Consider the following 14,285-nt stretch of genomic DNA (forward strand, 5'->3'; position numbering starts at 1 on the left):
CGACATTCCGTAGACAACCACGATGCCTGCATACCGTTCAAAAACCTCGACCGCCGGCCGCAACATGGCGGGGGCACGCTCGCTCTGGCGTGCCACCGGCATGAAAGACGAAGACTTCTCCAAGCCCATCATCGCGGTGGTCAACTCGTTCACCCAGTTCGTCCCGGGCCATGTGCACCTGAAGGACCTGGGCCAACTGGTCGCACGCGAGATCGAGGCCGCCGGCGGCGTGGCCAAGGAGTTCAACACCATCGCCGTCGACGACGGCATCGCCATGGGCCACGATGGCATGCTGTATTCGTTGCCCAGCCGCGACATCATCGCCGACTCGGTCGAATACATGGTCAACGCCCACTGTGCCGACGCGATGGTGTGCATCTCCAATTGCGACAAGATCACGCCCGGCATGCTCATCGCCGCCATGCGGCTGAACATTCCCGTGGTGTTCGTGTCCGGCGGCCCCATGGAAGCCGGCAAGACGCGCCTGGCCAACCCCGTCACCAAGGCCATCGAGTTCAAGAAGCTCGATCTGGTCGATGCCATGGTGATCGCCGCCGACAGCAATTACTCCGACGCCGACGTGGCCGAAGTGGAGCGTTCCGCATGCCCCACCTGCGGATCGTGCTCGGGCATGTTCACGGCCAATTCCATGAACTGCCTGACCGAGGCCCTGGGCCTGTCGCTGCCCGGCAACGGCACCGTGGTGGCCACGCATGCCGATCGTGAACAGCTGTTCAAGCGCGCCGGCCGCCGCATCGTGGAGCTGGCCCGCCAGTACTACGAGCAGGACGACACGGCCATCCTGCCGCGCTCGGTGGGCTTCAAAGCGTTCGAGAACGCCATGACGCTGGACATCGCCATGGGCGGTTCGACCAACACCATCCTGCACTTGCTGGCGATCGCCCGCGAGGCCGAGATCGACTTCACGATGACCGACATCGACCGCCTCTCGCGTGTCGTGCCGCAACTGTGCAAGGTCGCGCCCAACACCAACAAGTACCACATCGAAGACGTGCACCGCGCCGGCGGCATCATGGCCATCCTGGGCGAGCTCGAGCGTGCGGGCAAGCTGCACACCGACGTGCCCACCGTGCACGTCCGGACGCTGGGCGAAGCGCTGGCGCAGTGGGACATCTCGCGCACGCAGGACGAAGCCGTCAGGAATTTCTACCTGGCAGGCCCCGCAGGCATCCCGACGCAGGTCGCGTTCAGCCAGAACACGCGCTGGCCCAGCCTCGACCTCGACCGCGCAGAGGGCTGCATCCGCTCCTACGAACACGCGTTCTCGAAGGAAGGCGGCCTGGCGGTGCTCCGCGGCAATATCGCAGTCGATGGCTGCGTGGTCAAGACGGCCGGCGTCGACGAGAGCATCCTGGTGTTCGAGGGCACGGCCCACGTCACCGAATCGCAGGACGAGGCGGTGGAAAACATCCTGGGCGACAAGGTCAAGGCCGGCGACGTCGTGATCGTTCGCTACGAAGGCCCCAAGGGCGGCCCGGGCATGCAGGAAATGCTGTACCCCACGAGCTACATCAAGTCCAAGGGCCTGGGCAAGGCCTGTGCCCTGCTGACCGACGGCCGCTTCTCGGGCGGCACTTCGGGGCTCTCGATCGGTCATTGCTCGCCCGAAGCGGCGGCCGGCGGTGCCATCGGCCTGGTGCGCGACGGCGACCGGATCCGCATCGACATCCCCAACCGCACGATCGACGTGCTGCTGTCGGACGAGGAACTGGCGCGCCGTCGCCAGGAGCAGGATGCCAAGGGCTGGAAACCCGTCAAGCCACGCCCGCGCAAGGTGTCGGCGGCCCTCAAGGCCTATGCCAAGCTGGTCACCTCGGCCGACAAGGGGGCCGTGCGCGATCTGACGCTGCTGGAGGACTGACCGGGAGCGCGGGCGCCGGGACCGCCTGCGTGGCGGTCGGCGGCGCCGCTTGCCAACGACAACGCCCCTGCACCGGTCAACGGTGCAGGGGCGTTCTTCATGCTTTCATCGACGGCCGCCGGGCGGCCGGCCCGATCAGGCGCCCAGCAGGATGCGCAGCATGCGGCGCAGCGGTTCGGCCGCGCCCCACAGCAGTTGGTCGCCGATCACGAAGGCCGAGATGTACTCGGGGCCTTGGTTGAGCTTGCGTACACGGCCCACGCCGATTTCCAGGCCGCCGGTGACGGCCGCCGGCGTCAGTTCCTTGACGGTGACGGCTCGGTCGTTGGGCACCCACTTCACCCAGGGGTTGCCGCTCTTGATGATCGATTCGATCTGCTCGAGCGGCAGGTCCTTCTTGAGCTTGATGGTCAGCGCCAGGCTGTGGCAGCGCATCGCACCGATGCGCACGCACAGGCCGTCGACCGGGATGGTCTGGGGCGTGTCGAGGATCTTGTTGACTTCGGCCTGGCCCTTCCACTCTTCCTTGGACTGGCCGTTCTCGAGCTGGGCGTCGATCCAGGGGATCAGGCCGCCGGCGAGAGGGGCGCCGAAGAATTCGGTGGGCACGTCCTGGCGGATGGTCTGGGCCACCTTGCGGTCGATGTCCAGAATGGCCGAGGAGGGCGTTGCGAGTTCGTCGGCCACGCTGCCGTAGACCACGCCCATGCCCTTGATCAGTTCACGCATGTGGTTGGCGCCGCCACCCGAAGCGGCTTGGTAGGTCATGGAACTGACCCATTCGACCAGGTCTTCGCGGAACAGGCCGCCCACGCCCATCAGCAGGATGGAGTTGGTGCAGTTGCCGCCGATGTAGTTCTTCACGCCCTTGTCCAGCGCCCGGCGGATCACGCCGTCGTTGACGGGGTCGAGCACGATGACCGCATCGTCCTTCATGCGCAGCGACGAGGCGGCGTCGATCCAGTAGCCGGTCCAGCCGGCGGCGCGCAGCTTGGGGAAGATGTCGTTGGTGTAGTCGCCGCCCTGGGCGGTGATGACCACTTCGCAGCGCTGCAGGGCTTCGAGGCTGTAGGCGTCCTGCAACGTGGTGACCGTACGGGCTTGCTCGGGGGCCTTGCCGCCGGCGTTCGACGTCGAGAAGAAGACCGGATCGATCAGGTCGAAGTCACCCTCGGCCTGCATGCGGTCGATCAGGACGGAGCCCACCATGCCACGCCAGCCGACCAGGCCGACAACGGGCTTCACGTTGGAGAGATAGTTTGCGGTAGCCATCGAAAAAAGCGCCTTGTTTGAGTAGTCCTCCCCGAGGACCCGACTGGCGGCCGGGCCGTCAGCGGTTTTGGTGCGCCCGGCTCGTCGAGCCGGGGAGGGCGCGCGACGAACCGGGCTGGGTCAGCCTTTAATCGTCGTTTTCGTGGTCGTGGCGATACCGGCGGCCACGGCAGCCATCACGCCGGCTTGGGGCGAGTGGAGTGCGGAGGTGCGGTTCAGCGACATAGGCCCCTATTCTAGCGGATGCGGGCGACGTGTTGCAGTTTTTGCGGTGCGTGCATCGTTGCCGCAACAGCTCGAGGGCGGGGGGATCAGCCGGCTGCCCGCACGGTGACCCGTTTGCGAACCGGGCTCGACAGCACCAGCGAGGTCGTGACGCTTCCGTGCACGGCGAGTGCGTCGACCACACGCTCGAGATCCTGCGGCTCGGCGATGGCGCAGCGCACGATGAAGCAGTCTTCCCCGGTCACCCGGTCGGCTTCGAGTACCTCGGGCATGTTCTCGAACAGCTCGACGTACTTGCGGATGCCTGCATGCGTGGTCTGGATGCGGATGATGGCCTGGAGTCCGATGCCGATGGCGCGCAGATTGACGCGTGCGCCATAGCCTTCGATCACTCCGGCTTCCTCGAGCTTGCGGACACGTTCGCTCATCGCCGGCTGGGAGAGGCCGATGCGCTTGCCGATCGCAGCCAGGCTCTGTCTTGCGTCGTGCTGCAGGGCCTCGAGGATCCGGAGGTCTTTTTTGTCCAGCTTCATGGCGATGGATGACGGTGCGTGAATGCCGATGATCCATCGGTTTCGGGGACGGTATTCCGATGGTTTGCGCTTGGATGCGCGACCGTCATTCTCTACGATCGAATCGATCTGGCGCACGTTGCGCAGAGGTCGTCGATCAGGAAACACACATGGAACTCATCGGCATGCTCGATTCCCCGTACGTGAGACGGGTCGCCGTGACGCTGCACCTGCTGGAGCAGCCCTTCGTGCATCGGCCGATCTCGGTCTTCAGCGCCTTCGCGCAGTTTCAGGCGATCAACCCGGTGGTCAAGGCGCCGACGCTGGTGTGCGACGACGGCCGGACGCTGATGGATTCGACGCTCATCATCGATCACGTCGAAACGGTCGCCGGACGCAGCCTCATGCCGCGCGAGGCAGGGCAGCGGCAGCGTGCGCTGCGCATCGTCGGTCTCGGTCTGGCTGCGTGCGAGAAGTCGGTCCAGATCGTCTACGAGCGCAATCTTCGTCCCGCAGAAAAACGGCATGAACCCTGGATGGCCCGGGTCAAGGCGCAACTGGCCGCCGCCTGTGCGGAACTGGAGGCCGAACTGGCCGCGCAGCGCGTGCCGGCGGATGCGTCTTCCATGACGCAGGCCGACGTGACGGCCGCCGTGGCCTGGCGTTTCACCCAGGAACTGCTGCCCGGCGAGGTCGATCCGTCATCGCATCCGGCGACTGCGCGTCATTCGCAGGCCGCCGAGGCGCTTGCGGCTTTTCTGGCCGCGCCTTTTCATTGAGGCCTGAAAGCCGCGCGGCCGCATGAAGGGCACGGTGGCGGCGGGTCTGCGAGCCCGAGGCCTCTGGCGCCGGTCTCGCGGTCCCCGGGCTCGCGGGTCGGGTGTGGCTCACGCCAGCACCACCTCGGCACCTGCCGCCCGCATCTCCGCCAACGCAGGCAGCGTCTTGGCACGTGCATCGGTGATGACGGCATCGATGTCGGCCAGGGAGCGGTAGGTCAGCCGGCTGTGCTGGCCGATCTTGCTGTGGTCGGCGAGGATGACGACGCGGCGGGCCTGGGCGGTCATGGCGCGTGCGATGGCGGCCTCGCTCTGTTCGAAGCTGGTTGCGCCGTGCTGCGCGCTGATGCCCACGGGCGATGTGAAGGCGATGTCGGCGTGGTAGCGGTGGATTTCCGCCACGGTGATGTCGCCGTGGGTGGCCGCGAGTTCGGCGTTGATGGATCCGCCCAGCAGAATGATCTGATTGGCGCTGCGTCCGCCTTCGGCGCCGGCCAGCTTGAGCGCCACGTTCAGGCCGTTGGTGACGAGCGTCAAGCCCGACATGGACGACAGCTCCTCGGCCAGCAGCGTGGTGGTGCTGCCCGCATCGATGAGCAAGGTGTGGCCGGGCTGGACCAGCCGCACGGCGGCGCGTGCGATGGCGCGTTTTTCCTTGGCCCGCACGGCCTGGCGTACGGCCAGGGGGGGCTCGCGCCCTTCGTCGACGACGCAGACGACGCCGCCGTGCACGCGGCGCAGCCGGCCTTCGGCTTCCAGCGCGAGCACGTCGCGGCGGGCGGTTTCACGCGAGACGCCGAGGTCCTGAGCGATGCGTTCGGTGCTGACCTGGCCGAAGGTGGCGAGCAGCGCCTTGATGCGATGGATCCTGGCTTCCTGGAGCATGGGTGCGTCGGTGTGAAGTCGTGTAGTGTCATCGGCGCGCGTGCAGGCTTCGGGCGCGGGGCCGGGCCAAGACGTGCAGGAGGAGGGCAATCGTAGCAACGATTGCCATGATGCAGGTGGAGAATGCGGCCGCCTGGGAGGTAAAACCCGCCTCGTCGAGGCGCATGACCGTGACGGCGGCCAGCGGGACGTCGGGGGTGACCAGGAAAATCACGGCGGACAGCGTCACCATGGCGTTCATGAACAGGAACAGCACGATGGCCAGCAGCGTACGGCCCATGGCAGGCCGGTAGACATCGCGCAGGCTCGCGCCGAGTCCTCCACCCAGGACGGTGACGGCGTCTTCCAGGGCGGTGGGGACGTGGCGCATGCCGGTGGTCATGGCCGCATAACCCTGGGTGCTGAAGTGGGTGAAGTTGCAGATGGCGATCAGCAGCGCCGTTCCGTACAGCATGCCCCACGGAAAGCTCGGGGTGTTGAAGAAGAACACATACGACAGTCCCAGCACGAGGCCGGGGACGGCCACGGGCATGGAGGCGATCAGGTGGGCGGTTTCGGCCAGGCGGCCCGGCAGACGGCGCACGCCCAGGCTCAGGCCGAAGAGCAGCGCGGTGCCGATCAGCGCAGCCAGAGCGGAAATCCAGACCGAGGTCCACAGCGAGGCGTAACCGCCCGCCAGGTCGATGTCGTAATGCCGCAGGGTGAACGCGAACCGGTAGGGCCACAGCCGCATGAAGCTGGCCGCGACCACGCTGAGGATGACCAGCGCGATGCACAGGCCGACCAGCGAACAGCCCGCCAGCAGCGGATAGTCGAGCCAGGCCCGGCGGCGCGGCAGGGGACTCGCACCCGAGCCGTCGCGGCGCAAGCCCGCCTGCCGGCGGGAGGCCATGCGTTCGATCCAGACGGCCAGTGCGGCCGGACACAGCAGCAGCAGGCCGACCACGGCACCCATGCCGAACTTCATCTGGCCGCTGACCTGGTTGTAGATCTCGGTGGCAAGCACCGGGAAGTCGCCGCCGACGACCACCGCGTTGCCGAAGTCCGTGAGCGTGAGGGTGAAGACGACAAAGGCCGCGCTGAGCAGACCGTAGCGCACACCGGGCAGCGTGATGTCGAGGAATTGCCGCCAGGCGCCTGCCCCCAGGATTTCGGCGGCCTCGTAGGGCCGTGCATCGCTGTGGCGCAGTGCCGCGCGGATGATGAGCACGGCGGCGGGCAGGGTGTAGAGCGCATCGGCCAGCAGAAGGCCCCAGAAGCCGTAGATGTCGGGTCGCGTGCCCATCAGCTTGGCCGCCAGGCCGTTGCGGCCCAGCAGGAAGATCAGCCCCAGGCCCAGCACCAGCGAGGGCGCCAGCACGGGCAGCGACAGGGCCACGCCGATCACGCGTTTGCCCGGCATGGCCGTGCGCTCGAGGGCGTAGGCGAGCATGAATCCCAGCAGGACCGAGACCCCGGTCGTGGCGGCACCCAGCACCAGGCTGTTGCGCACCGCGCGCCAGATGCCGGGCGAGTCCAGCAGCGCGCGGTAGTTGGCCAGGCCGACTGTGCCGGTGCTGTCGTCGAGCAGGCTGCGCCAGACGATACCGAGCATGGGCAGGCCGAAAAACAGCACCAGCACCAGCAGGGGCAGCCCCAGGCAGGCATACAGCAGCCAGCGGTCCGCGCGGTGGCCATCGCTGAAACCGCGGTGTGTAAGGCGGGAGGCGACGGGCGAGGGATGTGCGGTGTTCATGCCCCGGCTCCTGCCCTGTCCGGCACCCCGGTCGACGGGGCCGGGACCCAGGCGGGAGCCGCCGTGTCGTCGAGCTGCACGTGGACGCGGTCGCCGGCATGCAGCGCCAGACCGCCCGTCGTTTGAGCCAGCAGGGTGCGGCCCCGCCATTCGATCCGGATCCGCTGGATGCTGCCGAGGAAACTGACTGCCAGCACGCGGCCGGCTGCGTCGCGCGCCGGTTCGAGGCGCAGTTGTTCGGGCCGCACGCACAGGGCCAGGCCCGGCTGCGCCTGCGGTGCCGGAGCCTGGCTCGGCAGCAGCAGGCGTGCGGCCTCGGCGTCGAGCAGGTTGCTGTGGCCCATGAAGTCGGCGACGAAACGGGTCTGCGGCTGCAGGTAGAGCGCGCGCGGCGAGCCGGCCTGTTCGATGCGGCCGTCGTTCATGCAGACGATGGTGTCGGCCATGCTCATGGCTTCCTCCTGGTCGTGCGTGACCATGAGGGTGGGGATGCGCAGGCGCTGCTGCACCTCGCGCAGCTCGTGCCGGAGTTCGGCCCGCACGCGGGCATCGAGCGCGGAAAGCGGTTCGTCGAGCAGCAGCAGGGCGGGGTCGACGGCCAAGGCGCGGGCGATCGCGACCCGTTGCTGCTGGCCGCCGGAAAGCTGGTCGGGATAGCGCTCGGCAAAGCCGGGCAGGCGCACGACCTGCAGCAGCTCGGCGATGCGGCGCTGGACCTGGTCTGCCGGGGTCTTGCGGATGCGCAGGCCGTAGCCGATGTTCTCGGCCACGGTCATGTGCGTGAACAGCGAGTAAGACTGGAACACGAGGCCAAAACCGCGCGCGCGGGCCGGAATGGCGGCAAGGTCCCGGCCGTCCAGGGTGATGTGCCCGCTGTCGGCATCCAGCAAGCCCGCGACGATGCGCAGCAAGGTGGTCTTGCCGCAGCCGCTGGGGCCCAGCAGGCAGACGAAGTCGGCGGGGCCGACGGTCAGGTCGATGTGCCGGAGAGCGGGCTGGCCGTTGAAGGCCTTGTTCAGGTTCTGGATGCGCAGGGACATGGTCCGGAGGAAAAGATCGGTGGAGCGGAAGCGGTGGCCAACCGCGATGGCAAATCGGCGGGCAGCGGCGCGGTGTGCGCCGCCGCTGCCCGCCGGCCTCGTTCAGGAGGACATCCTTCCTGGACGCTTGGGGCGCGTCGGGCTCAGAGGTCTCCCAGCCCCATGGCCGGATCGGTCAGTCCGGCCCGGCCGGTTTCGACGCGGCCGGCAAAACGCCGCGCGTAACCCGGCAACTGCGCACAGGTCACGACGAAGTCGTACCACTGCGCGCTGCCCGAGAGATCCCAGTGGATGTCGCGGTCCACGCCGGGCTCGACCGTGACGTTCCACGGGCCGTCGGAGCGGTAGGCCTTGGGGCGGACGTGGATGGCGGCGGGCGCGTCGCCGGCGTTCATGACGGTGAGGTACACATTGCCGTTGGCGATGTCGTAGCAGACACGCACTTCGGGGTCGGGCCGTCCGCTGCTGCGCTGGGCCGCGAGATCGCCGCTGAAGCCGCGATGGAAACCGTTGGGCCCGAGAGCCCAGAGGTCGTAGCGGCCGGCGTCGGCGCTCCAGGCATCCCAGCCGTCGTCGAGCTGCTTGCCGGCTTCGACCACGTAACGACGCGGCACACGGTCGAGGTGCAGGCGGTCGTAGACGTGGAAGACGGCGGCCTGCTGGCCGGTGTTCGAGAAGATCAGGCGGACTTCGCCCGAGGTCGCGTCCGTGCGTGCGCTCGTGTGCAGCTCGTAGGGCAGTGCGCGCGAGGGGCGTGTCCCCGATTCCTGGCCAGGCAGGGACTGCGGCGAGGGCAAGGGCACCTGCGAGAGCGCGGCCTGCGCGTTGCGCAGCGCGTCCGCGGCTTCCTGGGTCTTGCGTCCGGCCAGCACCGGCAGCGCGTCGTCGTTGGGCGTGGCGAAGTCGAAGGCCGTCGTCAGGTCGCCGAACACCGCGCGGCGGAACGGGCTGATGTTGGTTTCCCGCACGCCGAATCGCGCCTCGAGGAAACGCAGCACCGAGGTGTGGTCGAAGTGCTGCGAGTTGATCCAGCCGCCGCGGCTCCAGGGCGAGATGATGTACATCGGCACACGCGGTCCGGGGCCGTAGCAGTCCGCATCGGGCGCGGGCATGGAGGTGCCTGCGACGGGCTGGTCGATGTAGTACTCGTAGGACATGTCGGTTGCCGACAGCGTGGACTTGCCATGCGCATCCGACGGGTCGGTGCCCTTGAGCGAGGGCGCGCACGAGGGCGGGTAGTGGTCGAAGTAGCCGTCGTTCTCGTCGAAGTTGATGATGAAGACGGTCTTGCTCCACACGTCGGGGTTGGCCGTGAGGGCGTCGAGCAGCTCCTGGGTGTACCAGCCGCCCTGCACGGGACTGGAGGGGCCGGGGTGCTCGGAATAGGCTGCGGGCGCGATGACCCACGAGACCTGGGGCAAGCGTCCGGCCAGTACGTCGGCCTTGAAGCTGGCGAGGAAACCGCCGTCGGGCATGGTGTTGGCGATGCCCTTGTACAGCGGGTTGCCGGTGTTGTCGCTGGCGGGATCGTAGGCCGGGTTGTTCGATTTGTCGTGGTAGACCGGCTTGCCCGAGGCCAGGTTGGCCCGGCGGTACTGCGGGAAACCGAACAGCGGGTTGTCGGTGAAGTTGTCGGGCATGTTCTGGTAGACCATCCAGCTCACGCCGGCCTCTTCCAGCCGCTCGGGATAGGTGGTCCACGAGAAGCCGCCGGTGCCGATGTTCGTGGTGCTGTCGAGACCGTCCCACACGTTGTTGACGACGACCCGGCCATCGCCCACGGTGGCGCCGTTGGTGCCGGTCCAGTGGAAAAGCCGGTTCGAGTTGGTGCCGCCGTGCAGCGAGCAGAAATAGGCGTCGCACAGCGTGAAGGCGTTGGCCAGCGCGTACTGGAAGGGCGCCTCCTGCGCGGTGAAGTAACCCATGGACTGCTGCTGCTTGTAGCGCGGCCACTGGTACATGCGGCCTTTGTCCCAGGCGTCGCGGGCATCGGTCCAGCTGTGGGGGGTGCCGCTCACGCGCTGCGCGTTGCCCTGGGTCTGGTCCAGGTGGTAGGGCAGGATGGCTTTGCCGTTGGCGTTGAGCTGCTGCAGCACGTTGAGCCCGTTGGGCACGGGAATCGTCATGCGGTCGCCGAATCCGCGCACGCCGGCCAGGGTGCCGAAGTAGTTGTCGAACGAACGGTTTTCCTGCATCAGGATCACCACGTGCTCGACGTCCTGAATGGTGCCCGTGCGGTTGTTGGCGGGAATGGCGAGTGCACGGCGAATGCTGGGCGGAAACAGGTTGAGTGCGCTGGCGGCAGCGGTCGTGCCCAGGCCGGCACGCAGAAACTTGCGTTTGGAGTTGTCAATCATGGTGGTTTTTCGCTCGCTGGGTTCTGAGGGGCGCCGGGGTCAGGGCGCGCATCGCATCTGGGGCGCAGGGGTGGACGGCTCGCCGGGCTGGGTGGGATTCGTCGGCGTCTCGGTGTCCGGCGGACTGTCGCTGCTGCCGCCGCCGCACGCGGTCAGGGCGCAGGCCGCGGCCAGGCACAACACGGCGGGTGTCGGCAGGCGGCGCAGGAGTTCGGAAAGGTGGGCGGTCATGGGGAGTGTCTTTCTCATCGGATGAATGACAGCGGGGAGGAAACGATCAGGGGTTGGCGACCAGGGTGCTCAGCGGACGTCCCGAGCGGTAGATCGAGGTCAGCTCGTCCTGGGTGAGCACACGGCTCCACAAGGCGAGGTCGTTGAAATCCAGGGTGCCGCGTGGCGAACCTGCGGAGTTTTCGGCGGTGATGTACCGGCCGGTGCCGTCCTCGGCGAGCGAGAAGCCGTTGCCCAGGCCCGCGACCTTCGCGCCCAGCGCTGCGGAAAAGGCCGTGGACTGCTTCTGCGTGCCCTTGACCGGATCGAACACATAGCTGGTGAAGGTGCCTGCGGTGCGGTCCACGGCCAGTGCGAGGTAGGCCCATTGACCGTCGCTCACGGCATTGCCCGAGTTGTCGATGCGGCCCGAGCCGCCGAGGTTGAAGCGCACTTCGCAGCCGTTCCAGAGCCCGATGGTGATGCCGGCGTTGCCGCCGCTGTTCCAGTTCTTGTTGGAGACGATCGGCACGCCGTTGCTCAGGCTGGCCTTGCACAGATCGGTGGTGCGGAACCACAGACCGATGGTGAACTGGTTGTTGTCCGTGATGTCGCCGCCGTTCTGGCGCAATGTGTAGCCCGCGACGCCGTTGGCACCGACCCGGCTGGTGTCGATACGCCAGGCCTTGGCTTTCCATTTGCCGAGGTAGTTGTCGTCGCCGATGGCGGAGCCGCCGTCCGCATTCGCATCCCAAGGCCTGAGCGTCGACAGCGACAGGGAATCGGCGGGCGTGCCGCCGTCGAAGCTGTAGTACGACGTCAGGCCGGTGGTCAGCGTGGCGGCCAGTGCCATCGGCTTGACGTACTCGATGCGCACGGGCCAGGACTGCCGTGCGTCGCCCGCGGCGAGCGTGTAGCGGTAGGTGTGCTGGCCGTCCTCGATGGCATCGAAGGCGTCGTCGATGTAGCTGCGCGCATCGGCGGGCAGGTCTGCGATGGCCACGCCGTCGCGCAGCAACTGCAAGCGGCCGGCCGGGGTCGAATCCAGCGCCCAGGCCAGTTCCACGCTGGCCTTGTCTTGGCCCACCGCGCCGGTCGCGTTGCGGATCGACGGACTGGCCTGCAGGGCCTGGCCGTCGAAGGCATAGGCCTGGGCCTCGGTCTCGACCTGCAGATGGCGCAGCGCCGTGGGCGCGATGTCCACGATGGCGGCATGCCGGTAGAGCGCCTGCGGATCGGCCGGGGCCTCGCTGCCCGAAGCGCCGAGCGATGCGAGTTCCTGATTGGCCGCGATGAAGATGGTCTTGCTGCCCGTGGTCTGCGCCCCGGTCGAGCTGCCGTAGCGATCGGCGCCGTAACCCGTGGTCACGAGAACCAGCCAGTCTTCCTTCGGATAGGCCGCCTGCCGTTGCGCCAGTTGAGCGCGCAGCGTGGCGATCGCCTGGCCGATGGCGGCCAGCGACTGTGCGGGCCGGGTCTGCGGTGCGGCCAGGTGCACGACGGTGAGGTCGTAGCCTTGCTGCACGAAGGCCGCCGCGCGGTCGACCGCGCAGGTCGGGTCGACGTCAGCAGCCGAGCAGTCGCCGAGGCCGTCGATGGCCTGGCGCTGCGCCTGGGGCAGTGCGGCCCAATGACCGGCGCTGTCGTCCACCAGCGCCGTTCGGCTGGTGGGGCGTGAGGCCTTGAGCGCGCTGAACAGCGTCGTGCCCGAGAGGCTGTCGCTGCGGTCCTGCTCCCAACTGACCGTGTGCGAGAAGGCCCAGGCGCCTGTCAGCAAGCTGGCCCAGCTGGGGCGGGCGCTGGTCGCCTGCTCGGTCAAGGTGGCGGTCCGGCCGCCGGTCCAGGCAGGGGCGACCTGCAGGCCGTCGAAGCCTGCGGCAGTGCCGTTGGCGAGTGCCTCCTTGAGCGAGGCGTAGGACATGCCGTCGGCATCGACGATCAGCACCTTGCGGCCGGGTTCATCGGAGACGACCGGCGAAGTGGGCGTGGTGGGGGACGGTCCTTCGGCGGTGTCGTTGTCGTCGCTGCCGCCGCAGGCGGCGAGGGCGCCGGCGGCCAGCAGGCAACTGGCCGCCAATTGCCAGGTGGGACGTGGGCTGTTGTTCATGGAGGATCTCATGGGGGGTGTGACGATGGATGGGAAGCCGCTCAGCGGCCGATGCGCTTTTGCCAGTCGGCCAGCGTGGTTTCCCGCTCCTTCGCGGATTTCGCGAAGTCCATCGGGTAGAGCACCTTGGAGAGGTCGGCCGGCAGTCCCGCTGCACGGGCGGCCTGCGATTGCGGCACGCCGGCGATCGTCACGATTTCTTTGTATTTGCCGTAGAGCGCTGCGGCACCGGGCGTGAGCGTCCAGTCGAGAAACCGCTGGGCATCGGCCTTGTTGGCCGAGCTTTTCATCAGACCCGATGCCTCGAGTTCATAGCCCGCGCCGTCGCTGGGAATCACCATCCGGACCGGATAGCCCTCGGCGATCGACTGCATGGCCGCGAAGGCCAGCGAGGTGCCGATCGCGAACTCGCCCGCGCGCGCCGCCTTGCAGGGGCGCGAGCCGGATTTGATGTACTGGGCGACATTGCCGTCGAGCGACTCCAGCAGCTTCCAGCCCTGAGCCTGGCCGTCCTTCTGCAGCAGTGCCGCGATCTGCAGGTAGCCCGTGCCCGAAGACACCGGGTTGGGCATCACCACTTCACCCTTGTAGCGGGGATCGGCCAGCTCTTTCCAACTGGTGGGCACCGGCAGGTTCTTGGCCTTGAGCACTTCGGTGTTGACGCAGAAGGCAGCCATGTAGCCGGTGGCGGCGAACCAGGTGCCGTCGCCGGCGCGGTAACGTGTGTCGAGCTTGTCCGACCCCTTGGCCGCATACGGCTCGAGCAGGCTGCCGACACGCGGGTCCAGCATGTTGGTCAGTGCCCAGCCCCAGATCACATCGTGACGGGGGTTGGCGGCCTCGGCCAGGATGCGCGGCCCGAGATCGCCGGTGGACAGGCGCAGCACCTTGACGTCGATGTCGGGCATGTCCTTTTTCGCGGCGGCGACGTAGTCCTTGATCTCGTCTTCCTCCAGCGAGGTGTAGACCGTGATCGAGCCGGCATGCGCGGCGCCGGCTGCCATCGTGAGGGCAGCGAGAAGAAGCCTGGTGTGCAGGCGGGATGGGGTGAGACGGGTCATGACGGGCTCCATGCGATGGATTGACGGGGTCGGCATGCGCAGCGGATCCACCGCCCAGGCGGCTTCCGGTCACGCGTGCCCTGTGTATTTCGTTGTCTTTGTGCGAATTGTTGAAAAACAATAAAATGCACAAGTGCGCAATATGGCAACGCTTTGTGACGGCCGCATGAAAGGCCGGCAGCGATTGACCGGGCCGCTGAGGCTTCGCGCCGATCACCCT

General features: G+C 67.6%; 11 protein-coding genes. 2 read left to right on the forward strand and 9 right to left on the reverse strand.

Annotated features, from left to right (window positions below; genetic code table 11):
* Positions 1 to 22: 22 nt before the first annotated feature.
* Positions 23 to 1,882, forward strand: coding sequence for a dihydroxy-acid dehydratase (gene ilvD / locus EC845_RS11775; protein WP_123298291.1), 1,860 nt, complete (start codon positions 23 to 25; stop codon positions 1,880 to 1,882).
* A gap of 135 nt (positions 1,883 to 2,017) precedes the next feature.
* On the opposite strand, the gene asd is transcribed toward ilvD, so the two are convergent.
* Both asd and EC845_RS11785 read right to left on the reverse strand, forming a co-directional pair.
* The gene (gene asd / locus EC845_RS11780) at positions 2,018 to 3,154 is read right to left on the reverse strand and encodes an aspartate-semialdehyde dehydrogenase (RefSeq protein ID WP_123298292.1); all 1,137 of its coding nucleotides are present in this window, start codon (positions 3,152 to 3,154) and stop codon (positions 2,018 to 2,020) included.
* Between the two features lie 311 nt (positions 3,155 to 3,465).
* A complete protein-coding gene (locus EC845_RS11785; protein WP_123298293.1) occupies positions 3,466 to 3,912 on the reverse strand; it encodes an Lrp/AsnC family transcriptional regulator in 447 nt (148 codons plus the stop codon).
* Between the two features lie 149 nt (positions 3,913 to 4,061).
* Between EC845_RS11785 and EC845_RS11790 the strand changes: the two genes are divergently transcribed.
* Complete coding sequence (locus EC845_RS11790; RefSeq protein WP_123298294.1) at positions 4,062 to 4,670, forward strand: glutathione S-transferase; 609 nt, start codon at positions 4,062 to 4,064, stop codon at positions 4,668 to 4,670.
* Positions 4,671 to 4,778: 108 nt separating this feature from the next.
* Here the strand turns inward: EC845_RS11790 and EC845_RS11795 are convergent, their stop codons facing one another.
* The 7 genes from EC845_RS11795 to EC845_RS11825 all read right to left on the reverse strand — a co-directional run bounded on the left by EC845_RS11795 (position 4,779) and on the right by EC845_RS11825 (position 14,065).
* Positions 4,779 to 5,555, reverse strand: a complete 777-nt coding sequence (locus EC845_RS11795) for a DeoR/GlpR family DNA-binding transcription regulator (protein ID WP_123298295.1) — start codon at positions 5,553 to 5,555, stop codon at positions 4,779 to 4,781.
* A 28-nt stretch (positions 5,556 to 5,583) separates the two neighbouring features.
* The gene (locus EC845_RS11800; RefSeq protein WP_123298296.1) at positions 5,584 to 7,290 is read right to left on the reverse strand and encodes an ABC transporter permease subunit; all 1,707 of its coding nucleotides are present in this window, start codon (positions 7,288 to 7,290) and stop codon (positions 5,584 to 5,586) included.
* Entirely contained in the window at positions 7,287 to 8,330 is a 1,044-nt protein-coding gene (locus EC845_RS11805) for an ABC transporter ATP-binding protein (RefSeq protein WP_123298297.1), read from the reverse strand. The genes EC845_RS11800 and EC845_RS11805 overlap by 4 nt, the downstream gene beginning before the upstream one ends.
* Before the next feature lie 143 nt (positions 8,331 to 8,473).
* Positions 8,474 to 10,687 (reverse strand): phosphocholine-specific phospholipase C, encoded by a 2,214-nt coding sequence (locus EC845_RS11810; protein WP_123298298.1) that lies wholly within the window; start codon positions 10,685 to 10,687, stop codon positions 8,474 to 8,476.
* A gap of 39 nt (positions 10,688 to 10,726) precedes the next feature.
* Positions 10,727 to 10,918 (reverse strand): hypothetical protein, encoded by a 192-nt coding sequence (locus EC845_RS11815; protein ID WP_123298299.1) that lies wholly within the window; start codon positions 10,916 to 10,918, stop codon positions 10,727 to 10,729.
* A 46-nt stretch (positions 10,919 to 10,964) separates the two neighbouring features.
* Entirely contained in the window at positions 10,965 to 13,004 is a 2,040-nt protein-coding gene (locus tag EC845_RS11820) for a LamG-like jellyroll fold domain-containing protein (protein WP_158615684.1), read from the reverse strand.
* A gap of 41 nt (positions 13,005 to 13,045) precedes the next feature.
* Positions 13,046 to 14,065, reverse strand: a complete 1,020-nt coding sequence (locus tag EC845_RS11825; protein WP_123298301.1) for an ABC transporter substrate-binding protein — start codon at positions 14,063 to 14,065, stop codon at positions 13,046 to 13,048.
* Positions 14,066 to 14,285 lie beyond the last annotated feature (220 nt).

This window comes from Comamonas sp. BIGb0124 (genome assembly GCF_003752175.1).
Lineage (GTDB): Bacteria > Pseudomonadota > Gammaproteobacteria > Burkholderiales > Burkholderiaceae_C > Comamonas_F.

Bases quoted from the DNA above. Each gene is read 5' to 3' on its own strand.
- ilvD (WP_123298291.1), top strand. From the start codon at position 23: ATGCCTGCATACCGTTCAAAAACCTCGACCGCCGGCCGCAACATGGCG.
- asd (WP_123298292.1), bottom strand. From the start codon at position 3,154: ATGGCTACCGCAAACTATCTCTCCAACGTGAAGCCCGTTGTCGGCCTG.
- EC845_RS11785 (WP_123298293.1), bottom strand. From the start codon at position 3,912: ATGAAGCTGGACAAAAAAGACCTCCGGATCCTCGAGGCCCTGCAGCAC.
- EC845_RS11790 (WP_123298294.1), top strand. From the start codon at position 4,062: ATGGAACTCATCGGCATGCTCGATTCCCCGTACGTGAGACGGGTCGCC.
- EC845_RS11795 (WP_123298295.1), bottom strand. From the start codon at position 5,555: ATGCTCCAGGAAGCCAGGATCCATCGCATCAAGGCGCTGCTCGCCACC.
- EC845_RS11800 (WP_123298296.1), bottom strand. From the start codon at position 7,290: ATGAACACCGCACATCCCTCGCCCGTCGCCTCCCGCCTTACACACCGC.
- EC845_RS11805 (WP_123298297.1), bottom strand. From the start codon at position 8,330: ATGTCCCTGCGCATCCAGAACCTGAACAAGGCCTTCAACGGCCAGCCC.
- EC845_RS11810 (WP_123298298.1), bottom strand. From the start codon at position 10,687: ATGATTGACAACTCCAAACGCAAGTTTCTGCGTGCCGGCCTGGGCACG.
- EC845_RS11815 (WP_123298299.1), bottom strand. From the start codon at position 10,918: ATGACCGCCCACCTTTCCGAACTCCTGCGCCGCCTGCCGACACCCGCC.
- EC845_RS11820 (WP_158615684.1), bottom strand. From the start codon at position 13,004: ATGAACAACAGCCCACGTCCCACCTGGCAATTGGCGGCCAGTTGCCTG.
- EC845_RS11825 (WP_123298301.1), bottom strand. From the start codon at position 14,065: ATGACCCGTCTCACCCCATCCCGCCTGCACACCAGGCTTCTTCTCGCT.